The following is a 26,574-nucleotide window of genomic DNA, read 5'->3' on the forward strand; positions in this document are numbered from 1 at the left end:
GGCGGGGGGCGGGCCGGGCCGGCGGGGCAAAAGCCGGACCCGCGGGCTGGAGGGCCCGCGGGTCCGGTGACGTCCCGTGCCGTCGTCAGGCGGCCTTGGGGGCGTTGACGTCGCTCGGCAGCGCCTTCTGGGCCACCTCGACCAGCGCGGCGAACGCGTTCGGGTCGTTGACCGCGAGGTCGGCCAGGATCTTGCGGTCCACCTCGACCTCGGCGGCCTTCAGACCCTGGATGAAGCGGTTGTAGGTCATGCCGTTGGCGCGCGCGCCGGCGTTGATCCGCTGGATCCACAGCTGCCGGAAGTCGCCCTTGCGGCGCTTGCGGTCGTTGTAGTTGTAGACGAGGGAGTGGGTGACCTGCTCCTTCGCCTTGCGGTACAGGCGGGAGCGCTGGCCGCGGTAGCCGCTGGCCTGCTCGAGGATCGCCCGGCGCTTCTTGTGGGCGTTGACCGCCCGCTTGACGCGTGCCACGTGAATTACTCCTTGTCGCGGGGCCGGTGTGGTGGTCCGGCTGCCGTGTCACGGCGCCGTCGGCCCGAAGGTTCGATGGGGTCCCGGTGTGTCCGGTGTCCTGCGCCCGGCCGGTCCCGGGGATCGGCGGGCGCGGGGCTCACTTGCCGAGAAGCTTCTTGATCTTCTTGGCGTCGGCCGGAGCCATCTCGGTCTTGCCGGCAAGGCGGCGCGTCAGCGTGGACGACTTGTGCTCGAGAAGGTGGCGGCGGCCGGCGCGCTGGCGCATCACCTTGCCGGAGCCGGTGATCTTGAAGCGCTTGCTCGCACCACTGTGCGTCTTGTTCTTCGGCATGTCGCCGTTCTCTCCTCGTCGGTGCCGCCGTCCTCGCCGACCGTGGGCCGGCATGCGACAGCGTCAGCTGTTTCGGTTGCTGTCCGGGACCCGGGAAGGGGTCCCGTGCGATCCGGTGGCCGGCTCGGCGGCCGCCGGATCATGCCTCGGCGCGCTCCTCGGCGGGGGCTTCGTTCCCCTGCTGCTGGCGCTCCGCCTTGCGGGCGGCCTGCGCCTCGCGGGCTTCGGCCATCGCCTCGGTCTTCTTCTTGTGCGGACCGAGGACCATGATCATGTTTCGGCCGTCCTGCTTGGGGTTCGACTCGACGAAGCCCAGGTCCTGGACGTCGTCCGCGAGCCGCTGGAGCAGCCGGTAGCCCAGCTCGGGACGGGACTGCTCACGACCGCGGAACATGATCGTGATCTTGACCTTGTCCCCCTGCTTGAGGAACCGGACGACGTGACCCTTCTTGGTGTCGTAGTCGTGCGGATCGATCTTCGGCCGGAGCTTCATCTCCTTGATGACCGTGTGCGCCTGGTTCTTGCGCGCCTCACGGGCCTTCATGGCCGACTCGTACTTGAACTTTCCGTAGTCCATGAGCTTGCACACCGGCGGACGGGCGTTCGCCGCGACCTCGACCAGGTCGAGGTCGTACTCCTGGGCAAGCTCCAGGGCCTTGGCAAGCGGCACGATGCCGACCTGCTCGCCACTGGGACCGACGAGTCGCACCTCGGGGACGCGAATCCGGTCGTTGATGCGGGGCTCGGCGCTGATGGGGCCTCCTCGGTTGCGCCACGCGGATGTCTGGCGAACAGCCGCGCACGGTTGCGTTGGTGTGACCACCGAGCCGGGACGCGAAAACGCCCCGGACGGGACGCAGGCGGGGCTCCTCATTGACCGGGAGCACCGCCGCGGTACACCGCGGGGCGCAGCCTGACCTGTGACCCGCCGACCCGGAGGTCGGTGTCGGGTGGGAGCTTCGGAGCCTCCACTTGCGGGTCGGATCGCGCTCTGCGCCGTTCACGTCGCCGTTCGTGCGGCGTCACGTCGAGAGCATGGTCCGACCGGTCGATATCCCAGCATACCAGGGAGGTGGGGAAGTTCCTCCCCTCGGTGCCGCACGCGCGCGCGACGGCCGGGACCTAGGCTGGGGCGCACCCCGACCAGCAGGAAGCGAAGAGCGATGAGCGACGCCAGCGGCACCCCCTCCCCGTCCCCCGAACTCGGTCCCGGAGCCGGCCCCGGAACCGGAGGTGCGCCCGACTTCGAGACGATGACCCGCGAGATCGCGGACGTGCCCGCGGTCGAGGTGATCACCACCGTCGCGGTGCACCTGATGAGCTCGGCCGCGGTCAACCTCGGTCTGGCCGAGGGCGGCGAGGACCACAAGGACCTGGACGAGGCCCGCAAGCTGATCCAGGCGCTGGCCGGGCTGGTCACCGCGGCCGCCACCGAGATCGGCTCCTACCACGCGGCGCCGCTGCGCGACGGGCTGAAGTCCCTCCAGCTCGCCTTCCGCGAGGCGTCGGTGGTGCCGGACGAGCCGGGCCAGGGGCCGGGCGAGAAGTTCACCGGCCCCGTCTTCGGCTGACGGCCCCGGGCCCGGACCCCGGGGGACGCGGCCCCCGGCTCCCGGGAGCGCGCGGGCGCGCGGCCGGGACGGCCGGGACGCCGCATGAGGCGTCAGTCGCGGTCGTACAGCGGACGGCCCGGCAGCGCGCCGTCCGGCGGCAGCAGGGCCAGGTCCAGTCCGCGCACCAGGCGGGCGCGGAGCGTCTCGTCCGCCGCGAGCGAGGCGGCCACCCGCCCGGCGACCTCGCGCGGCGGCGCCTCCGGGTCCAGGCGCAGGGCCAGTACGCCGTCGGTGCCGCGGCCGGGGCCCAGCCGGGCGGCGTTCACCGCCGGCTCGGCGGCCAGCACCGCCCGCAGCGCCTCGGCGACGGCCGGGTCCTCCAGGGGGTCGGCGGCGGCCCCGGCGCGGCCCTCGGCGAGGGCCAGCAGCGCGGGGCCGGTGAGCTGGTAGGTCACCGGCCCGGCCAGGTCCAGCACGAGGGTGTCGGCGCCCTCCTGCGCGACGGCCCGGAGGGCCTGGTGCAGGGGGACGGCGACCGGGCGGGCGTCCGGGCGCCAGCGGGCCAGGCTGTCGGTCGAGGTGAAGGCCGGCAGGGCCTTCCGCCCGCCCGGCGCGTTGAGCGTGGGCACCGCCATGTCACTGGTCTTCTCCCGGCGCAGACCTCCCTCCGCGGGGGTCTCCACCTCGCCGAGGACGGCGACCACCGGCACCAGCAGCCGGGCCTTCGCCAGCGCGGCCAGGACCTCCGGCTCGGCGGCGGGGTCCCGCGCCCAGGCGGCCAGCGCCCGGCCGAGTGCGGGGTCGGCCGAGCCGTCGTCGCCGGAGAAGCCGGGATCGGGGATGTTCTTGAGCGCCACGCGTCCGAGGGTAGCCGCCGGGCTCAGACGGCCCGGCCCCCGGCCCGCCCCGGCGGCCGGTCGCCCCGGTGGAGCAGTACGGCGCAGACCACCAGCAGCAGGCCGGCGACCGCGGCGGCGGGCGCCAGCCGGCCGCCGTACCCGGCCTCGGGGGCCGGACCCGCGCCGAAGTACTCCCTCGGGTACGGCTCGGCCGCCGGCTGCTGCCGCCGCGGCTCGACGCCCGCGCCCAGCTCGATGGCGGCGGCCGGGTCGACGATGCCGCTGCCCAGGTCGTCGTTGCGCCCGCCGGGCGGTGTGTTCCGGGCGGTCTGCGCGATCAGCTCCTTGACCTGGGCCGGGCTGAGGTCGGGGTGGGCGGCCCGCACCAGGGCCACGCAGCCGGAGACGAAGGCCGCCGCGGCGCTGGTGCCCCAGCCCTCGTAGTACTCGCGGTCGGGGTAGGTGATGATCACGTCGTCGCCGGGGGCGCTGACGGTGGCGTACCAGCGGCGGGTGGAGAAGGGGGCGCGCTTGCCGGTGCGGTCCACGGCGGCCACGGCGATCACACCGGGGTAGGCCGCCGGGTAGGAGGCCCGGTCGCCGGCCTCGCCGCCGTTGCCCGCGGAGGCGACCACCACCGCGCCCCTGCCCAGCGCGTAGCGGACGGCGGCGTCCTCGGCCGGGTCGGGGTGGGCGGAGGCGCTGTCGTCGCCGAGCGAGAGGTTGATGACGTCGGCGCCCTGGTCGGCTGCCCAGCGGATGCCCTCGGCCAGCGCGTCGCCGCGCTCCTCGCGGGCCTTCTTCCGCTGCGGGTCGCCGTCCTCCAGCAGGACGCGCACCGGCAGGATCCGCGCCTCGGGGGCGATGCCGAGGACGCCCTCGGAGTCGCCGGGGCCGTGGCCGCGCCCGGCGATGATCCCGGCCATCGCGGTGCCGTGCCGGGCCCAGTGGGGGTCGCCCTCGCCGGCACCGAAGCCGATGAGGTCCCTGCCCTCCAGCACCCGGCCGCGCAGGTCGGGGTGGCCGGGGTCGACGCCGGTGTCGAGCACGGCGACGGTGACGCCCTCGCCCCTGGTGGTGTTCCAGGCGTCGCGGGCGCCCACCGCGTCCAGGCCCCACTGCCGGTCGCGTACGTCGTCGGCGTGGGCGGGGGGCGCGGTGAGGAGGACGCAGGCGCAGAGCACCGCGAACGCCGACAGTGCCGAGAACGCCGACAGCGCCGACAGCGCCGACAACAGAGCGGCGGCGCGGCGGGCGCGCGGGGGGTTCGCGGAGGCGGGGAGGTCCGTCGCGTTCATCGGTCCTTCTCGGTTCCCTCGGCGACGATGCGGCGCAGGCCGCGCTCGACGCGGTCGGCGATGCCGCGGGCGTCGTGGCCGAGGCCCGCCTGCGCGGGTGCGGTGGTCTGGCCCTCGACGACGGCCTCGGAGGCCGGCTGCGGTTCGCTGACGGTACGGCCGTCGGCGAAGCCGGAGACGGCGTAGACCACCACGGGGGCGTCGGTGAGCGGCCGGATCGTCCAGCTCGCGCGCTGGGCGTCGCCGAAGCGGGCGGCGGCGGTGCCGCGCGCGGCGTACGGACGGGGCATCAGGTCGGTGCGCAGTTCGAGGTCCTCCTCGTCGAACCGCTCGCGCAGGGCGCGCATGCCCTTCTCGTCGGCCTCGGTGAACAGCAGCCCGACCGTGGTGACGCCGCTGCCGGTCTCGTCCACGTAGGTGGCGCGCAGCAGCCGTTCGCAGCCGGCCGGTGAGAGCACCTTGGCCAGCAGGGGGTCGAAGGCGCCCGCGCAGTCGCCGTCGGGGGCGACCGCCGCCCGGATCCAGCGCCGGTCGGCCAGCCCCGGCCCGGCGCCCTTGCCGCGCAGGGTGCGGGGGAAGAGCGTGTCGACGGGTATCTCGTGCCACAGGGAGCGCGCCTCGGCGTAGTCGGCCGCGGGGCGCTCGCCGGATCCGCCGGTGAGCCAGGCCCCGGCGGCGGCTCCGCCCAGCAGTCCGAAGCCGAGGACGAGGCAGACGGCCGCCGCGACCGTACGGGCCGGTCCGCGCACGCGGCGCCCCGGGTCCTGCGCGTCCGGTGCGGCCGGTGCGTCCGGGTGCGCGAGGGGGGCCGCGAACGCCGGTGGCGGCGGCCCCGTCGCTATCGGGGGCGCGGTGGCCGCGGTCCGGGGAGCCCGCGGCGGTACGGCGGGCCGCGGTGGTACGACGGGCGGGAGCGGAGCCCGAACCGGGTCGGCCTCAGTGCTCACCGGCACCCCCTCGCGTTCTGTGCCGCCCCGTCGAGTCCCTTTCGGGGCAGGCCGGTTGGTATCGGAACACCACACCGCCGGCCGGTGGCCCGCGGTGGTGTGCGCGTCACTCTACGGGGATCCGGCACGGTCGCGGCAACCGGCGTCCCGGCCGGGACCGCCGTCACCGGGGGTGTCCCGGGCACGGTGGGCTCTGGCAAGCTGCCAGGGTGTTCGACGCGACCGCTGATCCCGCAGCCGACCGGGCCCGCTACGACCGGGCCACCGCCCACCTCGACGCGCCGCTCGCCGTCGTCGACCTGGCGGCGTTCGACGCCAACGCCGCCGATCTGGTGCGCCGCGCCGGCTGCAAGCCGATCCGCGTGGCCAGCAAGTCCGTGCGCTGCCGCGCCCTGCTGGAGCGCGTGCTGGCGCGGGACGGTTTCGCCGGGGTCATGAGCTTCACGCTCGCCGAGTCGCTGTGGCTGGCCCGCTCCGGGTTCACCGACGTCCTGCTCGCCTACCCCTCCGCCGACCGGGCCGGGTACGCCGAACTGGCCTCGGACCCCGGGCTGGCCGCGGCCGTGACGGTGATGGTCGACGACCCCGCGCAGCTCGCCCTGATCGACGCGGCCCGCGGCGGCGGACGCGAGGAGATCCGGGTCTGCCTGGAGCTGGACACCTCGCTGTGGCTGCTCGGCGGCCGGGTGCGGATCGGCGCGCGGCGCTCCCCGCTGCACTCCCCCGCCCAACTGGCCGGGCTGGCGCGCTCGGTGGCCCGCCGCCCCGGTTTCCGGCTGGTGGGCCTGATGGCGTACGAGGGCCACATCGCGGGCGTCGGCGACGCTCCCCCCGGACGCCCGCTGCGCGCGGGGGCGGTGCGGCTGATGCAGTCGGCCGCGCGGCGCGAGCTGGCCGGGCGGCGCGCGGCGGCGGTGCGCGCGGTGCGGGCGGTGGCGCCGGACCTGGAGTTCGTCAACGGCGGCGGCACCGGGAGCGTGCAGCACACCGCCGCCGAGGACGCGGTCACCGAGATCGCCGCGGGCTCGGGGCTGCTGCTGCCGCGGCTGTTCGACCACTACACCTCGTTCTCCGGCCGCCCGGCGGCGCTGTTCGCCCAGCCGGTGGTGCGGCGGCCCGGCGTGGGCGTGGTGACGGTGCTCGGCGGCGGCTACCCGGCCTCCGGCCCGGTGGGCCGGGACCGGCTGCCGATGCCGTACCTGCCGCCGGGGCTGCGCTACGACCCGGCCGAGGGGCCGGGCGAGGTGCAGACGCCGCTGCTCGGGCCGCCCGCCGACGACCTGCTGATCGGCGACAGGGTGTGGTTCCGGCACGCCAAGGCCGGCGAGCTGTGCGAGCGCTTCGAGGCGCTGCACCTGGTCGAGGGCGACCGGGTGGTGTCGACGGCGCCGACGTACCGCGGCGAGGGCCGCACCTTCCTGTGAGCCGCCGGGCGAACCGTTCCCGGCCGGCGGGGAGGCCGTGAGGGGCCGGGCGGACGGGCACGGCCCCCGGCGCGCCGGCTCACCGGGTGACGGCCTCCACCACCTCCTCGAACGTCCCGGAGCCCACCGGCCCGGTGTCCTCCGGGACCTCCGTGTGGTCCAGGACCGTCTGGTCGGCCTGGCGGGCGTGCCGGCGGACCGGGTCGTCCCCGGTGGCGGCGCGCACCTCGCCGACGGTGGCGGGGATCTTGCCGTGCGAGGCGCGCGGCACGTCGGTGAAGAAGCGGTCGGACCCGGCGCGCCCGTCGGTCGGGTGCCGTCCCGCGCGCTTGACGGCCTCGCCGGGGGCGTGGGCCTGCGCCAGTCCGCCGACCGGTATCTCCCACGGCCCGGGCCTGCCGCACCTTGAGGAGGAAGTCCCGGTCCACGTCGGTGACCGGGCCCGCGCTCCCGCGAACCGGGCGCGGCCGGGTGGCGGCCCTCGCCGGCCCGGCTGCCGCCGGTCCGCAGGGAGACCGGCAGGAGGACCGCCCCGAGCACCGGCAGGGCCGCGACGGCGGTGGCGACCAGGCGGGACGGCATCCGGCGCCCGGCGGGACGGCGGCTTGGACGGTCCGGGCGCACGGGTCCCGCTCGTCGCGGTGCTCGCTGCGCTGCTCGTCGCAGTGCTCGGTCGCAGGCGGTACCGGGGGGCGGGCCGGGGGTTCGGCGCCGCCGGGAAACACGCGCGGGGGTGAGCGAGGACGCCGCCGGGGCGGGGGCGCCGCGGGGTCAGACCTCCATGCCGGGGCCGTCGGCGGCGCGGACGCCCGCCACGATCCGGTCCATGTCGCCGGTGTCCGGCGCCTCGGCGTGGACGTCGAAGCCCAGGCGCATCACCAGCATCCGGCCGCTGCCGTCGGGGGCGGGGAAGACGACGGACTCCACGTACGCGTCGGGCTTCAGCTCGTTGGCGATCCGCCAGCGGACGCGGTGGCCCTTGCGCCCCGCGACGGTGACCTCGCCGGAGGAGACCACCTCGTGGCTCTCGATGCCGCCGTAGCCCTTGGCGTCGTAGGACTCCTCGGCGTTGCGGGCGATGTCCGCCTCGGCCATCGCCCGGGGGTCGGTCCCCGTGAGGTCGTCGGCGGCCCGCAGGGAGACGCCGGCGCGGACGCAGGTGAGGGAGGGGTCGCCCGGGCAGGGGTAGGAGCCGGACGACAGCCAGATCCCCTGTTCGGTCTCCGCCTCGTGCCAGCCCTCCGGGACGGGGACGCTGACGCCGTTGACGCGGTCGACCGCGGTGCCCGGACCGCCGTCCTCGCCCTCCCCCGCCCCGCCGCCGTCCGGGGATTCGCCGCCGGGCGTCTCGTCCGCGCCGGCGGAGGTCCCGGGCCGGGCCTGGCGGCCGGCGAGGTCGCCGGAGCCGCCGAGCAGGAGCAGCCCGCCGGCTATCAGCGCGGTCACCACGACCGCCGCGGCTATGACGGCGGCCACCAGCGGGCCGCGCGGCGGCCGTCCCTCCTCCCGCGGGAGGAGGGACGGCCGCCCGTGGTACGGGTCGTGCGCGCCGCCGGTGCCGTACGGGCCGTACGCGTCGTGGGCGCCGGGGGAGAACCGGGTGTGCCCGGTCCAGGACGAGCCGTCCCACCAGCGCTCGGGTGCCGGGCCGGGGCCCGTGTGCCCGGGGTCCGGGTACCAGCCGGGCGGTGTCGTGATGCTCACGGCGTGCACAGTAGCGGCAACCAGCGCCCGGAAGGACCTGTGCGCCCCAACGGCTACAGCGGTGTGACGTACGCGCCCGAGATGCCGCCGTCCACCAGGAACTCGGCGGCGTTGACGAACGAGGAGTCGTCACTGGCCAGGAAGGCGACGGCCGCGGCGATCTCCTCCGGTTCGGCGAAGCGGCCCACGGGGACGTGGACCAGGCGGCGCCGGGCGCGCTCGGGGTCCTTGGCGAACAGCTCCCTCAGCAGCGGGGTGTTGACCGGGCCAGGGCACAGGGCGTTGACGCGGATGCCCTCGCGGGCGAACTGCACGCCCAGCTCGCGCGACATCGCCAGCACCCCGCCCTTGGAGGCGGTGTAGCTGATCTGCGAGGTGGCCGCGCCCATGACGGCGACGAAGGAGGCGGTGTTGATGATGGAGCCCCGGCCCTGGCGCCGCATGTGGGGCAGGGCGTACTTGCAGCACAGGTAGACCGAGGTGAGGTTGGTCTCCTGGACCCGCCGCCAGGCGTCCAGTCCGGTGGTGAGGATGGAGTCGTCGTCGGGCGGGGAGATGCCGGCGTTGTTGAAGGCGACGTCCACCGAGCCGTAGGTGTCGAAGGCGGTCCGGAACAGCGCCTCGACCTGCCCGGCATCGGTGACGTCGACGGGTACGTACAGTCCGCCGGTCTCCTCGGCGGCGGCCTCGCCGCGCTCGGGGTCGATGTCGGCGCACACCACGTGGGCGCCCTCGGAGGCCAGGCGGCGGGCGCTCGCCAGCCCGATGCCGCTGCCCGCCCCGGTGACGACCGCGGTGCGGCCCACCAGGCGGCGGCACACGGGGGCCCCGGCCGCCTTCCCCGCCCCGGCTGCTTCGGTCACTGCTCCTCCTCGGTGCTGATGAAGACGTTCTTGGTCTCGGTGAAGGCGGCCAGCGCGTCCGGGCCCAGTTCGCGGCCGAGCCCGGACTGCTTGTAGCCCCCGAAGGGCGTCCAGTAGCGCACGCTGCTGTGGGAGTTGACGGAGAGGTTGCCCGCGGCGACGGCGCGCGCCATGCGCAGGGCGCGCCCCGCGTCGCGGGTCCACACCGAGCCGGACAGGCCGTAGTCGGTGGCGTTGGCCAGGCGTACGGCCTCGGCCTCGTCGTCGAAGGGGAGGACGACGGCCACGGGCCCGAAGACCTCCTCCGCGGCGGTGCGGTCGTCCGCCTGGCCGGATGCGAGCACGGTGGCCGGGTACCAGTAGCCGGGGCCGGAGGGCGTCTCGCCGCGGATGGCCGCGGGGGCGTCCTCGGGGACGTAGGAACGGACCCTCTCGCGCTGGGCGGCGGAGATCAGCGGGCCCATCCTGGTGGCGGGGTCGGCCGGGTCGCCGACGGTGAACGCCTTGACGGCCGGTTCCAGCAGTTCCAGGAAGCGGTCGTACACCGGGCGCTGGACGAGGATGCGGCTGCGGGCGCAGCAGTCCTGCCCGGTGTTGTCCAGGAAGGAGGCGGGGGCGGAGGCGGCGGCGCGCTCGACGTCGGCGTCGGCGAAGACGATGTTGGGGCTCTTGCCGCCCAGTTCGAGGGTCACCCGCTTCACCCGTGCCGCGCACCGGGCCATGATCTCCCTGCCGACGGCCGTGGAGCCGGTGAAGACGACCTTGGCGACGCCCGGGTGGTCCACCAGCGCGGTCCCGGTGACGGGCCCCGCACCGGGCAGCACCTGGAACAGGTGCTCGGGCAGCCCCGCCTCCAGGGCGAGTTCGGCGAGCCGCAGCGCGGTGAGCGGGGTGGTCTCGGCGGGCTTGAGGAGGACGGCGTTGCCCGCGGCCAGCGCGGGGGCGGCGCCCCAGGCGGCGATGGGCATGGGGAAGTTCCAGGGGACGATGACCGCCACGGTTCCGAGCGGCTCGGCGAAGGTGAGGTCCACCCCGCCCGCGACCGGGATCTGGCGTCCGGTCAGCCGCTCCACTCCCCCGGCGGCGTACTCCAGCAGGTCGCGCACGTTGCCCGCCTCCCAGCGGGCGTTGCCGATCGGATGGCCCGCCTCGCGGACCTCCAGGGCCGCCAGTTCCTCCAGGTGGCCGTCGACGGCGGCGGCGAAGCGGCGCAGCAGCCGGGCGCGGTCCCCGGGGGCGAGCCCCGCCCAGCGCTCCTGCGCGGCGGCGGCCCGGCGGACGGCGGCGTCGACGGCGGCGGGGGTGGTGGCCGGAACGGTGGCGATCACCTCCTCGGTGGCCGGATCGCGTACGTCGTGCTCGCTGGGGTGGTCGGTCTCGGGCAAGGTCGCTTCCCTCACATGCGCTCGAAGGAGCGGTAGCGCTCCCAGTCGGTGACGGCCGTGTCGTACGCCTCCTGCTCGACGCGGGCCATGTGGGCGTAGTGCTCGACCACCTCGTCGCCGAAGGCGGCCCGCGCCGGTTCGCTCGCCTCCCACAGCCCGGCGGCCTCGCGCAGGGTGGCCGGCACGTGCTCGGCGTCGCCGTCGTAGGCGTTCCCGGTGCAGGCGTCGGGGAGTTCGAGCTCGTTCTCGACGCCGTACAGCCCGGCCGCGACCATGCCCGCGACCGCCATGTACGGGTTGACGTCCCCGCCGGGGAGGCGGTTCTCCAGGCGGTGGGAGGGCCCGTGGCCGATCACCCGCAGGGCGCAGGTGCGGTTGTCCGGGCCCCAGGCGACGGCGGTGGGGGCGAAGGAGCCGGGCCGGAAGCGCTTGTAGGAGTTGATGTTCGGCGCGTACAGCAGGGTGAACTCGCGCAGGAGGGCGAGCTGTCCGGCCAGGAAGTGCCGCATCGTCCCCGACATGCCGTACGGGTCGGCGCCGCCGCCGGTGCCGTCGGTGCCGTCGGTGCCGCCGGCGAGGACCGGCCGTCCGTCGGCGTCGCGCAGCGAGAGGTGGATGTGGCAGGAGTTGCCCTCGCGCTCGTCGTACTTGGCCATGAAGGTGAGCGCCGTGCCCTCCTGGGCGGCGATCTCCTTGGCGCCGGTCTTGTAGACGGAGTGCTGGTCGCAGGTGGTCAGCGCGTCGTCGTAGCGGAAGGCGATCTCGTGCTGGCCGAGGTTGCACTCGCCCTTGGCCGACTCCACCGTCATCCCGGCCGCGCCCATCTCGTTGCGGATGCGGCGCAGCAGGGGCTCGACGCGGCCGGTGCCGAGGACGGAGTAGTCGACGTTGTACTGGTTGGCCGGGGTCAGCCCGCGGTAGCCGCGCTCCCAGGCCGACTCGTAGGTGTCGCGGAAGACGATGAACTCCAGCTCGGTGCCCGCGTACGCGGTCCAGCCGCGCTCGGCGAGCCGGTCGAGCTGGCGGCGCAGCACCTGGCGGGGCGAGGCGGCCACGGGCGTCCCGTCGTGCCAGGCGAGGTCCGCGGTCATCAGGGCGGTGCCGGGGTTCCAGGGGGTGAGGCGGAGGGTGTCCCGGTCGCCGCGCAGGACGAAGTCGCCGTAGCCCTTCTCCCAGGAGGACATGGCGTAGCCGTCGACGGTGTTCATCTCGGCGTCCACGGCGAGCAGGTAGTTGCAGCCCTCGGTGCCGTGGTCGAGCACCTCGTCGAGGAAGAACCGGGCGGCGAACCGCTTGCCCTGGAGCCTGCCCTGCATGTCGGTGAAGGCGAGGACGACGGTGTCGACGTCCCCGGCCGCCACGAGCCGCCTCAGTTCCTCGACCGTGAGCGGTGGTCTGCGGTCTGCCACGGGGGCCTCCTGGGGATAGCCGGAGCCATAAGGTATTCAGGGATACCTTTGGAAGGGAAGTAGGTGTCATGAACGACTCCCCGCGCGGCCGGGGCGGCACACCCCGGAAGGCTCCCGGGCCCGGCCTGAGCGCCGCGGACGCCGCAGGAGCTGCGGACTCCGCGGACGCCGCGGACGCCGCCCCGGACCGGCTGGCGCCCGTCCTGCGCCCGGTGCGGGCGGGCAGCGGCTTCGAGGAGGCGCTGGAGCGGATACTCCAGGTCGTCCGGCTCGGCCTGGTGCCCGCCGGCGGACGGCTTCCCCCCGAGCGGGAGCTGGCCGAGCGGCTGGGGGTGAGCCGGGTGACGCTGCGGGAGGTGCTGCGCGTCCTGCAGGACGAGGGTCTGGTGGAGAGCCGGCGCGGCCGGTACGGCGGCACGTTCGTACGCCGGTCCGCCCCGGCCGGCGCGGCGCCCGGGCCGGACCGGGCGGAGGTCGAGGACGTGCTGCGCTTCCGCGAGGTGCTGGAGGTCGGCGCCGCCGGGCTGTGCGCCGCCGAGGAGCCCTCCGGCGAGCGGGAGCGGCGGCTGCGCGGCGCCCTGGCCGCCACCCGCGAGGCGCCGCTCGCCGACTACCGGCGGCAGGACACCCTGTTCCACCTCACCCTGGCCGGGCTGTGCGGATCCCCGTCGCTGGCCGCCCAGTACGCGGCGGTGCGGGCCGGGCTCAACGGCCTGCTGGACCGCATCCCGCTGCTGGTGCGGAACCTGGAGCACTCCCAGCGGCAGCACACCGAGCTGGTCGGCGCGGTGCTGGAGGGCGACGCGGACGCCGCGCGCGAGGTGGCGCGCGAGCACTGCGCGGGGACGGCGGCGCTGCTGCGCGGCTTCCTGCTCTGAGCGCCCCGGCACTCCCCGGCACTCCCCGGCGCGCCCCCTCCACAACGCCCTCCCCCCGCACGGGTCTTGCGCACCGGCGCGCCGAGCCGCAATGGTGTGCGCCCTGACCTTTGCCCGTACGTCCCGCAGCAGCCTCCCGGCAGGAGCGGCCCATGAGCGACGGCACCCCTTCCAGCCCCGTACCGCCGACCCCCGCCCCCGCCGGCCGGGCGGGCCAGGGCCCGCCCTCGGCGCCCCCCTCCCCCGAGGACGACTACCTGCGCCGCCGCTCGCTGCGCCGCGGCAGCGCCGGCTGGCTGCTGCTGACGGGCCTGGGGGTGGCGTACGTCGTCTCCGGCGACTACGCGGGCTGGAACTACGGCCTGGCCGAGGGCGGTTTCGGCGGACTGGCCGCCGCCACCGCGCTGATGGGCCTGATGTACACCTGCATGGTCTTCTCCCTCGCCGAGCTGTCCTCGGTGCTGCCGACCGCGGGCGGCGGCTACGGCTTCGCCCGGCGCGCGCTGGGCACCTGGGGCGGCTTCCTGACGGGCACGGCCATCCTCATCGAGTACGTGCTGGCGCCCGCCGCCATCGCGGTGTTCATCGGCGGCTACGTGGAGTCGCTGGGCCTGTTCGGCCTGACCTCCGGCTGGCCGGTCTACCTCGCCTGCTTCGCCGTCTTCACCGGGGTGCACCTGTGGGGCGTCGGCGAGGCGCTGCGCTTCAGCTTCGTGGTCACCGGGATCGCGGTGGCCGCCCTGGCCGTCTTCGCCGTCGCCGCCTTCTCCACCTTCGACGCCGGTTCCCTGACCGACGTCGCGGGCGACGGCGAGGCGCTGGGCGCGAACTCCTGGCTGCCGTTCGGGCTGCTGGGCGTCTGGGCCGCCTTCCCGTTCGGCATGTGGTTCTTCCTCGGCGTGGAGGGCGTGCCGCTGGCCGCCGAGGAGACCCGCGACCCCGCCAGGACGATGCCCAGGGCCATGGCGTGGGCCATCGGCGTCCTGGTGGTGCTGGCCGTGGTCACCCTGCTGGCGGCCGCCGGGGCGGCGGGCTCGGACGCGATCAAGGACGCCGACAACCCGCTGGTCGCCGCCCTGGAGGCGGCGGCCGGCGGCGAGCCCACCACGCTCAGCCGGATCGTCAACTACGCCGGGCTGGCCGGTCTGGTGGCCTCCTTCTTCTCGCTGATCTACGCCGGTTCGCGGCAGCTGTTCGCCCTCTCCCGCGCCGGGTACCTGCCCCGCGTCCTCTCCCTGACCAGCCGCCGCAAGGCGCCCTGGCTCGCCCTGGTGGTGCCCGGCGCGATCGGCTTCGGCCTGGCGGCGTACACCGGTGACGGCGCGCGGATGCTCAACATCGCGGTGTTCGGCGCCTCGGTGTCGTACGTGCTGATGTCGCTGTCGCACATCGTGCTGCGCCGCCGCGAGCCGGGGCTGCACCGGCCCTACCGCACCCCGGGCGGCGCCCTCACCTCCTCGGTGGCCCTCGTGCTGGCCTGCGCGGCGGTGGTGGCCACCTTCCTGGTCGACCCGAGGGCGGCGGGCATCGCCCTCGTCCTGTACGCCGCGGCCGCCTGCTACTTCGGCCTCTACAGCCGCCACCGGCTGGTGGCCGCCGCGCCGGAGGAGGAGTTCGCGGCGCTGGCGGAGGCGGAGGCGGAGTTGGAGCGCGGCTGACGGGGAGGATGTTCGTGAGCGTTCCCCGACGGACTGGAGGTCCCCGTGCCCGCCCCGCTCATCGGTGTCAGCACCTATCTGGAGCCCTCGGTGCGCTGGGGGGTGTGGGACCAGCCCGCCGCGCTGCTGCCGACCGGGTACCACCGGCTGGTCCAGCGGGCGGGCGGCCTGGCCGCGCTGCTGCCGCCGGACGGCGCGCCCGGCGCCGCCGCCGCGGCGGTGGCGAGGCTGGACGGCCTGGTCGTCGCGGGCGGCCCGGACGTCGAGCCCGTGCGCTACGGCGCCCGGCCGCATCCGAGGACCGGACCGCCCGCGCGGGAGCGGGACGCCTGGGAGCTGGCCCTGATCGACGCCGCGCTGGCCGCCGGGGTTCCGCTGCTGGGCGTCTGCCGGGGGATGCAGCTGCTCAACGTCGCCCTGGGCGGCACCCTGGTCCAGCACCTGGAGGGGCACACCGGCCCGCCGGGCGTCTTCGGCACGCACACCGTCACCCCGGTGCCGGGCACGGAGCTGGCCCGGGTGCTGGGCGGGGAGGGCCCCGGGGAGGCGGTCCGGGCGGTGGCGGTGCCGACGTACCACCACCAGGCCGTGGGCCGGCTCGGCCGGGGGCTGGCCGTCTGCGCCCGCGCCGACGACGGCACCGTGGAGGCGGTCGAGCTGCCGGGCGCGCCGGCCTGGACCCTGGGGGTGCAGTGGCATCCGGAGGCGGACGACACCGGGGACCTGCGGGTGATGCGCGCGCTGGTCAGCGCGGCGGAGCGGAGGGCCGGGCGGGCGGCGTCCCGGGCGGCGCCGCGGACAGCGCCCCGGACAGCGCCGCGCTGAGCACGGCCGGCGCCTCGGCCAGCGAGGGCCCGTACCAGGTCAGGTGCCGCCCGCTGACGAGCGCGGCGGGCAGGCCGGGGAACGCCTCGGGGCCGTCGTCGGCGGTGAAGCGGTACGGCTCGTCGGGGAGCACCACCAGGGAGGCCCGGCCCGGCTCGTTCAGCTCCCCGAGGCCGACGCGCGGATAGCGCTCGGCGTGGTCCGCGTAGGCGTTGCGCACGCCGAGGCGGGCCAGGAGGTCGCCCGCGAAGGTGTCCCGGCCCAGCACCATCCACGGCCGCCGCCAGATCGGCACCACGGCGGTCGCGTCGAACCCGGGCCGCACCGCGCTCCAGGCGGCCTCGGCCTCGTCCAGCCAGGCGGGCCGGGGCAGTCCGCACCCGGCGGTGAGCACCCGGTCCAGCTCGGCGAACGCCTGCGGGAGGGTGCGGACCTCGGTGACCAGCACCTCGATCCCGGCGCTCCGCAGGGCGGCGAGGTCGGCGGGGCGGTTCTCCTCCTCGTTGGCGATGACCAGATCGGGGCGGAGGGCGGCGATCCGCTCCCGGTCGGGGTTCTTCGTGCCCCGCACCCGCGCCACGTCCAGTCCGGGCGGGTGACTGCACCAGTCGGTGGCCCCGACCAGCAGCTCCGGACCGGTGGCGGCGACGGCCTCGGTCAGGGACGGCACCAGTGAGACGACCCGGCGGACGGCGCCGGGACTCCCGGTCCGTGCCGGGGCGGGCCGGTGGCGGTGGGTGGCTGCCATGCGGTCAGCCTAGGTGTATCGACCCGCGCCCGTCCCGCGCCTGTCCCGTGCCCGTTCCGCCCCGCCTTCCGCACAGCCCCGTCGCGCACCCCGGGCTGTCCGACCCGTACGGCATGATCGGGACGTGACCACGCGACGCCTGATGCTCCTCGACACCGCATCCCTCTACTACCGCGCCCACTTCGGAGTGCCGGAGTCGGTCAGGGCGCCCGACGGCACCCCGGTCAACGCGGTGCGCGGCCTGCTGGACTTCATCGCCCGCCTGGTGCGCGACCACCGCCCGGACGACCTGGTCGCCTGCATGGACAACGACTGGCGGCCGGGCTGGCGGGTCGAGCTGATCCCGTCCTACAAGGCGCACCGGGTGGCGGAGGAGTCCGACCGGGGGCCGGATGTGGAGGAGACCCCCGACACCCTCGCCCCGCAGATCCCGGTGATCGAGGAGGTGCTGGACGCGGTCGGCATCGCCCGCGCCGGCTCGGACGGCTACGAGGCCGACGACGTCATCGGCACCCTCGCCCGGCGGGCCGGCGGCCCGGTGGACGTCGTCACCGGCGACCGCGACCTGTTCCAGCTCGTCGACGACGCGCGCGGGGTGCGGGTGCTCTACCCCGTCAGGGGGATGGGCGACCCCATGGTCGTCGACGAGGCGGCCCTGCGCGAGAAGTACGGCGTGGCGAGCGGGACGGCGTACGCGGACCTGGCGCTGCTGCGCGGCGACCCGAGCGACGGGCTGCCGGGCGTCCCGGGCGTCGGCGAGAAGACCGCGGCCCGGCTGCTGGAGGCGTACGGGGACCTGGACGGCATCCTGGCCGCCGTCGGCGATCCCTCCTCCGCCCTGACCCCCGCACAGCGCCGCAGGCTGGACGCGGCGCGGGAGTACCTGGCCGTGGCGCCGAAGGTGGTGCGGGTGGCCGGGGACGTGGCGCTGCCGGAGTTCGATCCGGCGCTCCCGGCCGAGCCGCTCCACGCCCGGGAACTGGAGGAGCTGGCCGAGCGGTGGGGGCTGGGCGGCTCACTGCGGCGGCTGCTGGACGCCCTGGGCGGCTGAGCGCGGGACGGTTTCGGGACGGCCGTGCGGCGGCCGCGGGGGAACCGGCGGGACGCCCGGACGCACATCGCGTAAGGTTAGGCATACCTAACTTCACGAGGAGAGTGCCGTGGCAGACCGTCCGACCCGCCGCACGCCCCGCCTGAACCGGGCCCGGGTGGTGCGCACCCGGCGCCTGACCCCGGGCATGATCCGTGTGGTGCTCGGCGGCGAGTCCCTGACCGGCTTCCCGGCGGGCGCGTACACCGACCACTACGTCAAGCTGCTGTTCCCGGCCGGGGACGTGCGCTATCCCGAGCCGTTCGACCTCGCCGACATCCGCGCCCGCCTGCCGCGCGACCAGTGGCCCGTCACCCGCACCTACACCGTGCGCGCCTGGGACGCGGAGGCGTGCGAGCTGACCCTGGACTTCGTCGTCCACGGCGACGAGGGCCTGGCCGGGCCGTGGGCGGCGCGCGCCGAGCCGGGCGAGGAGGTCCTCTTCCTCGGCCCCGGCGGCGGCTACCGTCCCTTCCCCGAGGCCGGCTGGCATCTGCTGGTGGGCGACGAGAGCGCGCTGCCCGCCGTCGCCGCCTCGCTGGAGGCGGTCCCCGGCGGGGCTCCGGTGCGCGCCTTCGTGGAGGTCGCGGGCCCGGAGGAGGAGCAGGAGCTGTCCCTGCCCCCGGACACGGAGCTGCGGTGGCTGCACCGCGGCGCCGCACGGGTCGGCGACCGGCTGGTCGAGGCGGTGCGCGCCCTGGACTTCCCGCCCGGCGACGTGCAGGCGTTCGTCCACGGCGAGGCGGGCTGGGTGCGGGAGCTCCGCCGCCATCTGCGCGTGGAGCGCGGGGTGCCGCGCGAGCGGCTGTCGGTCTCCGGCTACTGGCGCCTGGGCCACGACGAGGACGGCTGGCAGGCGTCGAAGCGGGAGTGGAACGCACGGGTGGAGGCGGAGCAGGAGGGCCCGGCGGACGCCTCCGGCGCCGGCGGTCCGGCCGTTGCGGTCGCCTCTCCGGGCGGTGCGGCGGGGCGCTGACCGGGTCGCGGCGGACGGCGTCCGTCCGCAGCCGCGCCGTGTGGTCCGGGCCGCACCGCGCCGCCGGGCCGGCCGGGCGGTGTCGCTCCGCCACCTTCCGTCCGGCGGAGGGGGCTTCGCGACGGCGGACGGTGTGAGAGGCCGTTTGTGAGCGGACGGTGTGAGGAGCCGTCATCCGGATCCGGCCGGGCCCCGGCGACGGCAGTCGCGGCCCCGGCGGCGGGACGGGGACCGACCGCCCGGAACGCGAAGGACGCACGGGGGCCCGCGGAGGAACCCCGCCGCAGCCGGCCGCCCCCGTGTCCCGCCGACCGGCGCGCCCCCGGCCCGAACACGCCCCCGGCCCGGCACGCGGTCAACACCGCGTGCCGGGCCGGGAGTCGGGCCGCGAACCGGGCGCGTCAGCCGACGGAGGTGTACGCCACCACGCCCCGCAGCACCTTCTCGGCCGCCTTGCGGGCGTTGCGCGCCACCGTGCCCCCCTGGGGGGCGGCCGCGGCGATCTGGCCGAGCACGTCGACCAGTTGCTTGCACCAGCGCACGAAGTCGCCGGCGGGCATCTCCGCCTCCCGCAGCACCGCGTCCAGGCTGTCGCCCTCCGCCCAGCGGTAGGCGGCCCAGGCGAAACCGAGGTCGGGCTCGCGCTGGCCCACCCCCTCGGACTGGTTGATCCGGTGCTCCTCCTCCAGGGCGTCCAGCCGGCCCCAGATGCGGACCATCTCGCCCAGCGCGTGCTTGGCCTTCCCGCCGGGCACCGTCGGCGGCAGCGCGTCGTCGGCGGAGCGCGCCTCGTACACCAGGGCCGAGGCGCAGGCGGCCAGCTCGGTCGGGGACAGGTCCTCCCAGACGCCCTCGCGCAGGCACTCGCTCGCCAGGAGGTCCAGCTCGCCGTAGAGCCGGGCCAGCCGCCTGCCGTCCTCGGTCACCTCGTCGCCGCGCAGGTAGCCCAGGTCGGACAGGAGCGCGTAGACGCGGTCGAAGGTGCGGGCGATGGTGTTGGTGCGGCCCTCGATGCGGCGCTCCAGCTGGCGGGTGTCGCGCTTGAGGCGGTGGTAGCGCTCGGCCCAGCGGGCGTGGGCCTCGCGCTCGTCGCAGCCGTGGCAGGGGTGGGCGCGGATGGCCTTGCGCAGGCGTGCGATCTCGGCGTCGTCGACCGCCTCCGAGCGCTGCCCGCGGCGGGTGCGGCCCGGCTCGTGGTGGCCGGCCTTGGTGCGCAGCGCGGAGGCGAGGTCGCGGCGGGACTGCGGGCTGCGCGGGTTGAAGGACTTGGGGATCCTCATCCGCTCCAGCGGCTCGACGGGCACGGGGAAGTCCACCGAGGCCAGCCGCTTGACCTGCCGGGCGGCGGTCAGCACCAGCGGGCGCGGGCCGTCGTGGTGGTCCCAGCCCCGGTGGCCGGTGCTGCGCCCCGCCGGGACCCCCGGGTCCAGTACGAGCGCCAGCCCGGCGAACTTGCCGGTGGGCACGTGGATCACGTCGCCCGGCCGCAGCTTCTCCAGCGAGTCGGCCGCCTCCGCGCGCCGCTGGTGGGCGCCCTGCCGGGCCAGTTCGGTCTCGCGGTCCTTCAGGTCGCGCCGCAGCCGCGCGTACTCCTCGAAGTCGCCGAGGTGGCAGGTCATCGCCTCGCGGTAGCCCTCCAGGCCCTCCTCGTTGCGCTGCACCTTCCGGGAGATGCCGACGACCGCGCGGTCGGCCTGGAACTGCGCGAAGGAGGTCTCCAGCAGCTCGCGCGAGCGGTGCCGTCCGAACTGCGAGACCAGGTTGACCGCCATGTTGTACGACGGGCGGAAGGAGGAGCGCAGCGGGTAGGTGCGGGTGCCGGCCAGCCCGGCCAGGGCGCCCGGGTCCATGCCGCGCTGCCACAGCACCACCGCGTGCCCCTCGACGTCGATGCCGCGCCGTCCGGCGCGCCCGGTGAGCTGCGTGTACTCCCCGGGGGTGATGTCGACGTGCTGCTCGCCGTTCCACTTGACCAGCTTCTCCAGGACCACCGACCGGGCGGGCATGTTGATGCCCAGGGCGAGGGTCTCGGTGGCGAAGACGGCCTTGACCAGACCGCGGACGAACAGTTCCTCCACGACCTCCTTGAAGGTGGGCAGCATGCCCGCGTGGTGTGCGGCGATGCCCCGCTCCAGGCCCTCCAGCCACTCGAAGTAGCCGAGCACGTGCAGGTCCTCGTCGGGGATGGAGGAGGTGCGCTCCTCCACCAGCTCCCGCACCCGGGCCCGCTGCGCGTCGTCGTTCAGCCGCAGCCCGGCGTACAGGCACTGCTGCACGGCCGCCTCGCAGCCGGCGCGGCTGAAGATGAAGGTGATCGCGGGCAGCAGCCCCTGGGAGTCCAGCTGCTCGATCACCTCGGGGCGGCTGGGCGTCCAGATCCGGCTGCGCTGGCGCCGCTCCCGCTCGCGGTCGGCCTCGCGCACGGGCTTGCCGCGGCGCCGGTCGCGGAAGGAGGGCAGGCGGCTGTTCTCGAACTGGGCCATGCGCGCCAGGTCCGGGTTGACCTCGCGGCGGCCGTTCCTCTCCTCGAACAGGTCGTACATCCGCCGCCCGGCCAGCACGTGCTGCCACAGCGGAACGGGCCGGTGCTCGGAGACGATCACCTCGGTGTCGCCGCGGACGGTGTCCAGCCAGTCGCCGAACTCCTCGGCGTTGGAGACGGTCGCCGACAGCGACACCAGCGTCACCGAGTCGGGGAGGTGGATGATGACCTCCTCCCAGACCGCGCCGCGGAACCGGTCGGAGAGGTAGTGCACCTCGTCCATCACCACGTGGCCCAGGCCCCTGAGCGCCTGCGACCCGGCGTAGAGCATGTTCCGCAGGACCTCGGTGGTCATCACGACCACCGGGGCGTCGGAGTTGATGCTGTTGTCGCCCGTCAGCAGGCCGACCCTCTCCGCGCCGTAGCGTTTGACCAGGTCGTTGTACTTCTGGTTGGACAGCGCCTTGATGGGCGTGGTGTAGAAGCACTTGCGGCCCCGGGCGAGGGCCAGGTGGACGGCGAACTCGCCCACGATCGTCTTGCCGGAACCGGTGGGCGCGGCGACCAGCACGCCCTTGCCGGCCTCCAGTGCCTTGCACGCCTCGATCTGGAACGCGTCCAGCTCGAAGTCGTACATCTCGCGGAAGGGAGCCAGAGCGGTGGCCTGCTCGGCGGCGCGGACCCGGGCGGCGGCGTAGCGCTCTGCTGGGGACATGTCCTCGGTCATCGTACTTACGAGCCTACCGGCCGCCGCCGACAGAACCCCTGATCCTCACGGGACCGCGGAGTCCGGCGCGAGCACCCGGACCGCCCCGGGAACCGCCTCGACCGTGAGCGGCAGGGGTCCCAGCGGCTCACCGTCGGCGTAGCCGGTGACCGCTCTCCCGGGCGTGGCGACCTCCAGCGTCACCTTCGCCGCCCGGTGCACGCTCACCGCGGGATGGCCGAGATGAGTACCCCTGTAGACGCGCGGGAAGACCCGCAGCAGGGTGGTGCGGCTGCACTCCCCCACCACCGTGACGTCCAGCAGGCCGTCGTCGAGCCGGGCGTCCGCGCAGATCCGCATGCCCCCGCCGTAGGAGGGGCCGTTGCCCACCGCGACCAGCGTCGCGTCGACCTCGATCGGCGGCCCGTCGTCGAGCGTGACGCGGTACGGGACCGTCCGCAGTCCGGCCAGCTCGGCGAGCACCGCCACGTCGTAGCGCAGGCGCCCGGCGGGCCACCGCATGCGGTTGCCGCGGTCGTTGACGCGGGAGTCGAAACCGGAGGCCAGCACGCTGCCGTACCAGCGGCCGCCGACCCGGCCGAGGTCGATCGTCCGGCCCTCCCCCGCCTTGAGCGCCCCGGCGATCACCCGCCCCGCCCCGGCCGGGTCGCGGACCGGCAGGTCCAGGGAGCGGGCGATGTCGTTACCGGTGCCGACCGCGACGACGCCCAGCGGCGTGTCCGTGCCCGCCACCGCCTGGAGGGCGAGGGAGGCCATGCCGTCCCCGCCGACCGCGACCAGCGCGCCGGTGCCGCCGCGTACGGCCTCGCGGGCCCGGGTGAGCGCGTCGTCGGCGTCCGCGCCGACGACCGTGCGCACCGAGAAGCCCGCCTCACGCAGGGCGCGTGCGGCGGGCTGGGCGGCTCGCGCACCCCGGCCGCGACCGGCGGCGGGGTTGACGAACAGGGTGATCTCGCTGGTCACGCGCGGACCATACCGGCTCAGGTGGCGTCGTCGTAACCGTTGCGCCGGGCCGGGCCGCTCTCGGGGGTGCTCTCGGGGGTGCTCTCGGGCAGTGCGGCGGGGGTCTCGACGGACTCGACCGCGCCGACCGCCTCCGGGGCGTGGTCGAGCGGGGACGCCTCGTCGTCGTCCAGCCCGGCGTAGGGGTCCCTGCGCCTGCGGCGGCGGTCGTTGAGGAGGCAGACCCCGACGGCGGCGAAGTACAGCAGGACGATCGGCGCGGCCAGGGCGAGCATGGTGAGCGGATCGCCGGTGGGGGTGGCGACGGCGGAGAAGAGGGTGATGGAGACGACCATGATCCGCCACCAGCCGAGCAGCTTGCGCCCGGTGATGATGCCGCCGAAGTTCAGCATCACCAGCAGCAGCGGCAGCTCGAAGGCCATGCCGAAGACGATGACGAGCCGCGTGACGATGTCGAGGAAGTCGTCCAGCGGAATGAGGTTGCCGGTCTCGTCGGGGGTGAACTCGATCAGCGTCTTGGCCGCGGCCGGCAGCGTGATGTACGACAGGTAGGCGCCGGCGAGGAAGAGGGGGACGCCGGCCGCGACGAAGCCACGGGCGTACTTCTTCTCGTGGTTGTGCAGGCCGGGGGCGAGGAAGGCCCACAGCTGGTAGAGCCAGACCGGGCACGCGAGCACCACACCGGTGGTGAGCGCCACCTTGAGCATGATGGTGAAGGGCGCGACCAGGCCGTTGACCGTGATCTCGGCGCAGGCCTCCCCCTTCTCCGCCGCCGTGCCGAAGCCCTCGGTGCAGCCGATGGACTCGCGGACGGGCTCGGTGATGAAGTCGGCGATCTGCTTGTAGTAGACCATCGCCACGATGGTGACGGCCAGGATGGCCAGCACCGACTTCATCAGGCGGTTGCGCAGCTCCCGCAGGTGCTCCGCGAGCGGCATGCGCCCCTCGGGATCCTTCTGCGGTTTCCCCTGTGTGCGGGCGGACTTGAGCAACCCACGTCCTCGGTGTCAGTGGTGGTGTGCCGGATGTCTGGGCGGGTGGCGCCGGGCCCGTCGCGGGGCCTGGGCCCGGGTCAGTTCTTGGTGGTCTGCTGGTTGGGCTCGTTCACCGGACGGGAGCTGGTGACGTCGCCGGGCGCGGCCTGGATGGTCTTGGGCGCGGCCTGCTGGGCGGAGGCGTCCTGCTGGGCCGACTCGTTCTCGCTCTCCTTCTTCATGGCCTTGGCCTCGCTCTTGAGGATGCGGGCCGACTTGCCGAGCGAACGGGCCATGTCGGGGAGCTTCTTGGCGCCGAACAGCAGCAGGATGACGAGGAGGATCAGTACGATCTCCATGGGCCTCAGGTTGCCGATCATGTGCCACTACCTTCTCGCCGGGGCGGCGGTCTCCGTGCCTGCCCTACTGATTCGGACGGGCTTCCTCGTACTGGTGCGCTGGCAGCGATCGTAACCCCGGGGGGTGAACGCGGGGCAATGCCTTCGCGTCATCCCGGTGCCGGCCACGGCCGCCGTGCGTACGCCACCTTGAAGACTACCGCCCCGGCGTCCGGGTATGGAGAGCGCGACGCCGGGCCGTGGTCCACGGCACACCGTCCCGGGCCGTTCCCCTTCCCGGCCCCGTCTCAGCGCTCGATCCGCGCCTGCGCGGCCAGAGGGGTCGCGGCCCGTTCCAGGTCCTCGGCGGCCCGGGCGACGCGCTCGCAGCCGTCGCCGACCGCGCGGGCGAAGCGCCGCACCTCCAGCCCCACCCGGACGGCGAGGACGCCGAGCACGGCGGTTCCGCAGAAGGCGAGCGCGAGGAAGAACATGGGCCAGAGCATGGGGGCGAGCGTAGTGGACGGCCGCGCGGTCGCCGCGCTCCGGCCCGCTCGGCCCCTCTCCGGCCCGCTCAGTCCCCGTACGCCGCCAGCGCCGCCCGCGCCGCGTCCCGGGCGCTGCCGGCCAGGTCCGCCGGCGAGACGATCCGGCCGTCGCGCCCCAGCCGCAGGGCCAGGCGGCGCAGGGAGGCCGGGTCGGGGGCGCGCAGGGTGATGCGCAGACCGCCCTCGGGCAGTTCCTCGGCGCTGTCGTGCGGGTAGTACTCGGCGACCCAGCGCCCGCCCGGCCCCACCTCGATCACGACCTGCGGGTCCTCGGCGGAGGGCTGGACCAGCCCCTCGGACAGGTCGCGCAGCTCGACCGGCGGCGGGTCGGAGGGCTCGTCCAGCAGCCGGATCTCGGCCACCCGGTCCAGCCGGAAGGTCCGGTGCGCCTCCGACTGGCGGCACCAGGCCTCCACGTAGGTGTGGCCCACGGCGAAGAGCCGGATCGGGTCGATCTCGCGCTCGGTCAGCTCGTCGCGCGTCGGCGAGTAGTAGCGGATCCACAGCCGCCGCCGCTCGGCGATGGCCCGGTCGACGTCGGCGAAGACCCCGCCCTCGGACTCGAAGGTGACCGACAGCCGGGAGCTGGCCCCGGCGCTCTCCCCCGCCGCGGCCTCGATCTTGGCGGTGGCGCGCTGGAGGGCCTCGCGGTCGCTCTCGCGCAGCCCCGGCAGGGTGGCGACGGCCCGCGCGGCGACCAGCAGGGCGGTGGCCTCGTCGGCGGCCAGCCGCAGCGGCTCGCCGGTGCTGGAGCCCACCGCGTCGGCGTTGTGCCACCAGATGCGCTCGCCGTCGGTGTCGATGTCCAGCAGGTCCCCGCCGCGGAAGCTGGTGCCGCACATCGGCAGGACGTGGAGGTCGGAGATCAGCTCGTCGGTGGTGATGCCGAAGGCGCGGGCGACGTCCTCGACGCGGGCCCCGGGCCGCTCGCGCAGATACGTCACCAGGGACAGCATCCGGCGGGTCTGGTCGATGGCGTTGGTGGCCATGTCGGTGGTGCCTCTTCTCTCAAGCCCTCTGTCAGCCCTTGTCGGCCTGTCCGGCCCTCGCCGGACCCGTCATCCCTTGGCGACGGCGCGCAGCCGGTCCACCACGTCGGCCCGCAGCTCGGCGGGCTCCAGCACGACCACGTCCGGCCCGAACTCCACCAGCCAGGCGTCCAGGCCGTGGCCGTAGGGGATCTCCAGCTCGTCCCAGCCGTCCCCGGCGTCGCGCACCTCGGTGGCCCTGGCGCGCAGCGGGTAGCCGGCCCCCTGCCGCAGCCGGATGCGGGCGGTGGCGGTGGCGATCTCCCCGGCCCAGCGCTCGACGGTCTCGCGGACGGTCACGTGGTCGGGCACCTCGGCCGTGTAGGCCCCGGCGCGGGAGCGGACCGGGCCGGTGATCCGGGAGAGCCGGAAGACCCGCTCGGCGCCCCGGTCGCGGTCGTGGCCCGCCAGGTACCAGTGGCCGCGCCAGCACTCCAGCGTCCACGGCTCCACGTGCCGGGTCTCGGGGCGGGCGGCGTTGGACTTGCGGTACGCGAAGGTGACCGGCCGCCGGTCGCGGCAGGCGAGCATCAGCGGCTCGAAGGCCGCCTCGCGGACGGGGATGCGCGGCTCCAGCGCGCTGTGGCCGGCGTAGGGGTCGTCCGCGCCGGCGTCGGCCAGGGGCATCCCGGCGGCGCGCAGCTTCTGCAGGGCACCGCTGGCGGCCCCGGCGAGGCGGGCCTGCTGCCAGACCTTGGCGGCCAGGGTGAGGGCGGCGGCCTCCTCGGCGTCCAGGGCGACGGGAGGCAGGCGGTTGCTGTCGCGGCGGGCCTGGTAGGCGATCTCGCCCTCCAGGTTCTCCACGGTCTCGATGACCAGGCCGAGCTCGCGCAGGTCGTCCTTGTCGCGCTCGAACATCCGGTTGAAGGCGTCCTCGCTGCCGGCCCTGCCCGGCCCTCCGCCGACCTCCAGGTAGGCCTCGATCGACGCCCGCAGCTCGCGCTTGGTCAGGGGGCGCCGGGTCCCCAGCAGGCACAGCGCCAGATTCATCAGCCGCTCGGCCTTGGCAATGGCCATCGACGCCCTCTCTCCCACGTGTCCCGATCGTCGACCGTACCGCTCCGGACGGACCCGGTACAAAGCCGGGGCCCCCGCCGTACGGCGGGGGCCCCGG

At 75.3% G+C, this 26,574-nt stretch carries 26 protein-coding genes; 7 read left to right on the forward strand and 19 right to left on the reverse strand.

The window, feature by feature from the left end; genetic code table 11:
* Nucleotides 1-85 precede the first annotated feature (85 nt).
* The 3 genes from rplT to infC form a co-directional block, all read right to left on the reverse strand.
* The gene (rplT, locus tag QC029_RS27690) at nucleotides 86-469 is read right to left on the reverse strand and encodes a 50S ribosomal protein L20 (RefSeq protein ID WP_093662401.1); all 384 of its coding nucleotides are present in this window, start codon (nucleotides 467-469) and stop codon (nucleotides 86-88) included.
* 139 nt (nucleotides 470-608) lie between these two features.
* Entirely contained in the window at nucleotides 609-803 is a 195-nt protein-coding gene (gene rpmI, locus QC029_RS27695; protein ID WP_093662399.1) for a 50S ribosomal protein L35, read from the reverse strand.
* 139 nt (nucleotides 804-942) lie between these two features.
* A complete protein-coding gene (infC, locus tag QC029_RS27700) occupies nucleotides 943-1,626 on the reverse strand; it encodes a translation initiation factor IF-3 (RefSeq protein WP_279558586.1) in 684 nt (227 codons plus the stop codon).
* Nucleotides 1,627-1,966: 340 nt separating this feature from the next.
* Between infC and QC029_RS27705 the strand changes: the two genes are divergently transcribed.
* Nucleotides 1,967-2,374, forward strand: a complete 408-nt coding sequence (locus QC029_RS27705; protein ID WP_279558565.1) for a DUF1844 domain-containing protein — start codon at nucleotides 1,967-1,969, stop codon at nucleotides 2,372-2,374.
* Between the two features lie 92 nt (nucleotides 2,375-2,466).
* On the opposite strand, the gene QC029_RS27710 is transcribed toward QC029_RS27705, so the two are convergent.
* The 3 genes from QC029_RS27710 to QC029_RS27720 are packed head-to-tail and all read right to left on the reverse strand — an operon-like array spanning nucleotide 2,467 to nucleotide 5,335.
* Complete coding sequence (locus QC029_RS27710; protein WP_279558566.1) at nucleotides 2,467-3,213, reverse strand: SseB family protein; 747 nt, start codon at nucleotides 3,211-3,213, stop codon at nucleotides 2,467-2,469.
* A 23-nt stretch (nucleotides 3,214-3,236) separates the two neighbouring features.
* Nucleotides 3,237-4,493, reverse strand: coding sequence for a type VII secretion-associated serine protease mycosin (gene mycP / locus QC029_RS27715; RefSeq protein ID WP_279558567.1), 1,257 nt, complete (start codon nucleotides 4,491-4,493; stop codon nucleotides 3,237-3,239).
* On the reverse strand, nucleotides 4,490-5,335 hold the full coding sequence (locus QC029_RS27720) for a hypothetical protein (protein WP_279558587.1): 846 nt from the start codon (nucleotides 5,333-5,335) through the stop codon (nucleotides 4,490-4,492). Before QC029_RS27720 ends, mycP begins: the two co-directional genes overlap by 4 nt.
* Nucleotides 5,336-5,649: 314 nt before the next feature.
* On the opposite strand from QC029_RS27720, the gene QC029_RS27725 reads away from it, so the two are divergent.
* The gene (locus QC029_RS27725) at nucleotides 5,650-6,864 is read left to right on the forward strand and encodes an amino acid deaminase/aldolase (protein WP_279558568.1); all 1,215 of its coding nucleotides are present in this window, start codon (nucleotides 5,650-5,652) and stop codon (nucleotides 6,862-6,864) included.
* Nucleotides 6,865-6,943: 79 nt separating this feature from the next.
* Here QC029_RS27725 and QC029_RS27730 read toward each other — a convergent pair whose 3' ends face one another.
* From QC029_RS27730 to QC029_RS27750, 5 genes are all read right to left on the reverse strand, one after another.
* Nucleotides 6,944-7,135, reverse strand: coding sequence for a hypothetical protein (locus QC029_RS27730; protein ID WP_279558569.1), 192 nt, complete (start codon nucleotides 7,133-7,135; stop codon nucleotides 6,944-6,946).
* Nucleotides 7,136-7,635: 500 nt separating this feature from the next.
* Complete coding sequence (locus tag QC029_RS27735; protein ID WP_279558570.1) at nucleotides 7,636-8,568, reverse strand: DUF2510 domain-containing protein; 933 nt, start codon at nucleotides 8,566-8,568, stop codon at nucleotides 7,636-7,638.
* A gap of 53 nt (nucleotides 8,569-8,621) precedes the next feature.
* The gene (locus QC029_RS27740) at nucleotides 8,622-9,431 is read right to left on the reverse strand and encodes a 3-oxoacyl-ACP reductase (RefSeq protein WP_279558571.1); all 810 of its coding nucleotides are present in this window, start codon (nucleotides 9,429-9,431) and stop codon (nucleotides 8,622-8,624) included.
* Nucleotides 9,428-10,816 carry an aldehyde dehydrogenase gene (locus QC029_RS27745; RefSeq protein ID WP_279558572.1) on the reverse strand — a complete coding sequence of 463 codons (1,389 nt, stop codon included), beginning with the start codon at nucleotides 10,814-10,816 and terminating at the stop codon, nucleotides 9,428-9,430. Before QC029_RS27745 ends, QC029_RS27740 begins: the two co-directional genes overlap by 4 nt.
* 11 nt (nucleotides 10,817-10,827) lie before the next feature.
* Complete coding sequence (locus QC029_RS27750; RefSeq protein ID WP_279558573.1) at nucleotides 10,828-12,225, reverse strand: glutamine synthetase family protein; 1,398 nt, start codon at nucleotides 12,223-12,225, stop codon at nucleotides 10,828-10,830.
* A 68-nt stretch (nucleotides 12,226-12,293) separates the two neighbouring features.
* On the opposite strand from QC029_RS27750, the gene QC029_RS27755 reads away from it, so the two are divergent.
* The 3 genes from QC029_RS27755 to QC029_RS27765 all read left to right on the forward strand — a co-directional run bounded on the left by QC029_RS27755 (nucleotide 12,294) and on the right by QC029_RS27765 (nucleotide 15,586).
* Nucleotides 12,294-13,103 (forward strand): FadR/GntR family transcriptional regulator, encoded by an 810-nt coding sequence (locus QC029_RS27755; protein ID WP_279558574.1) that lies wholly within the window; start codon nucleotides 12,294-12,296, stop codon nucleotides 13,101-13,103.
* A gap of 152 nt (nucleotides 13,104-13,255) precedes the next feature.
* The gene (eat, locus tag QC029_RS27760; protein WP_279558575.1) at nucleotides 13,256-14,761 is read left to right on the forward strand and encodes an ethanolamine permease; all 1,506 of its coding nucleotides are present in this window, start codon (nucleotides 13,256-13,258) and stop codon (nucleotides 14,759-14,761) included.
* 45 nt (nucleotides 14,762-14,806) lie between these two features.
* The gene (locus QC029_RS27765) at nucleotides 14,807-15,586 is read left to right on the forward strand and encodes a gamma-glutamyl-gamma-aminobutyrate hydrolase family protein (protein ID WP_279558576.1); all 780 of its coding nucleotides are present in this window, start codon (nucleotides 14,807-14,809) and stop codon (nucleotides 15,584-15,586) included.
* On the opposite strand, the gene QC029_RS27770 is transcribed toward QC029_RS27765, so the two are convergent.
* Entirely contained in the window at nucleotides 15,507-16,334 is an 828-nt protein-coding gene (locus tag QC029_RS27770; RefSeq protein WP_279558577.1) for a helical backbone metal receptor, read from the reverse strand. The two genes, QC029_RS27765 and QC029_RS27770, sit on opposite strands and share 80 nt — an antisense overlap.
* Before the next feature lie 142 nt (nucleotides 16,335-16,476).
* On the opposite strand from QC029_RS27770, the gene QC029_RS27775 reads away from it, so the two are divergent.
* Together QC029_RS27775 and QC029_RS27780 are read left to right on the forward strand one after the other, a co-directional pair.
* Complete coding sequence (locus tag QC029_RS27775) at nucleotides 16,477-17,385, forward strand: 5'-3' exonuclease (RefSeq protein WP_279558588.1); 909 nt, start codon at nucleotides 16,477-16,479, stop codon at nucleotides 17,383-17,385.
* 109 nt (nucleotides 17,386-17,494) lie between these two features.
* The gene (locus QC029_RS27780; protein WP_279558578.1) at nucleotides 17,495-18,400 is read left to right on the forward strand and encodes a siderophore-interacting protein; all 906 of its coding nucleotides are present in this window, start codon (nucleotides 17,495-17,497) and stop codon (nucleotides 18,398-18,400) included.
* Nucleotides 18,401-18,801: 401 nt separating this feature from the next.
* On the opposite strand, the gene QC029_RS27785 is transcribed toward QC029_RS27780, so the two are convergent.
* The 7 genes from QC029_RS27785 to QC029_RS27815 all read right to left on the reverse strand — a co-directional run bounded on the left by QC029_RS27785 (nucleotide 18,802) and on the right by QC029_RS27815 (nucleotide 26,477).
* Nucleotides 18,802-21,609 carry a DEAD/DEAH box helicase gene (locus tag QC029_RS27785; protein WP_279558579.1) on the reverse strand — a complete coding sequence of 936 codons (2,808 nt, stop codon included), beginning with the start codon at nucleotides 21,607-21,609 and terminating at the stop codon, nucleotides 18,802-18,804.
* 45 nt (nucleotides 21,610-21,654) lie between these two features.
* The gene (locus tag QC029_RS27790) at nucleotides 21,655-22,572 is read right to left on the reverse strand and encodes a diacylglycerol kinase (protein WP_279558580.1); all 918 of its coding nucleotides are present in this window, start codon (nucleotides 22,570-22,572) and stop codon (nucleotides 21,655-21,657) included.
* A 17-nt stretch (nucleotides 22,573-22,589) separates the two neighbouring features.
* The gene (gene tatC / locus QC029_RS27795; RefSeq protein ID WP_279558581.1) at nucleotides 22,590-23,510 is read right to left on the reverse strand and encodes a twin-arginine translocase subunit TatC; all 921 of its coding nucleotides are present in this window, start codon (nucleotides 23,508-23,510) and stop codon (nucleotides 22,590-22,592) included.
* Nucleotides 23,511-23,644: 134 nt separating this feature from the next.
* Nucleotides 23,645-23,926 (reverse strand): Sec-independent protein translocase subunit TatA, encoded by a 282-nt coding sequence (gene tatA / locus QC029_RS27800; RefSeq protein ID WP_279558582.1) that lies wholly within the window; start codon nucleotides 23,924-23,926, stop codon nucleotides 23,645-23,647.
* Nucleotides 23,927-24,192: 266 nt separating this feature from the next.
* Nucleotides 24,193-24,390 carry a hypothetical protein gene (locus QC029_RS27805; RefSeq protein WP_279558583.1) on the reverse strand — a complete coding sequence of 66 codons (198 nt, stop codon included), beginning with the start codon at nucleotides 24,388-24,390 and terminating at the stop codon, nucleotides 24,193-24,195.
* Nucleotides 24,391-24,458: 68 nt separating this feature from the next.
* Nucleotides 24,459-25,421 (reverse strand): YafY family protein, encoded by a 963-nt coding sequence (locus tag QC029_RS27810; protein WP_279558584.1) that lies wholly within the window; start codon nucleotides 25,419-25,421, stop codon nucleotides 24,459-24,461.
* A 69-nt stretch (nucleotides 25,422-25,490) separates the two neighbouring features.
* Nucleotides 25,491-26,477, reverse strand: coding sequence for a WYL domain-containing protein (locus tag QC029_RS27815; protein ID WP_279558585.1), 987 nt, complete (start codon nucleotides 26,475-26,477; stop codon nucleotides 25,491-25,493).
* Between the last annotated feature and the right edge of the window lie 97 nt (nucleotides 26,478-26,574).

This window comes from Streptomyces sp. DH37 (assembly GCF_029813835.1).
Taxonomy (GTDB): Bacteria; Actinomycetota; Actinomycetes; order Streptomycetales; family Streptomycetaceae; genus Streptomyces.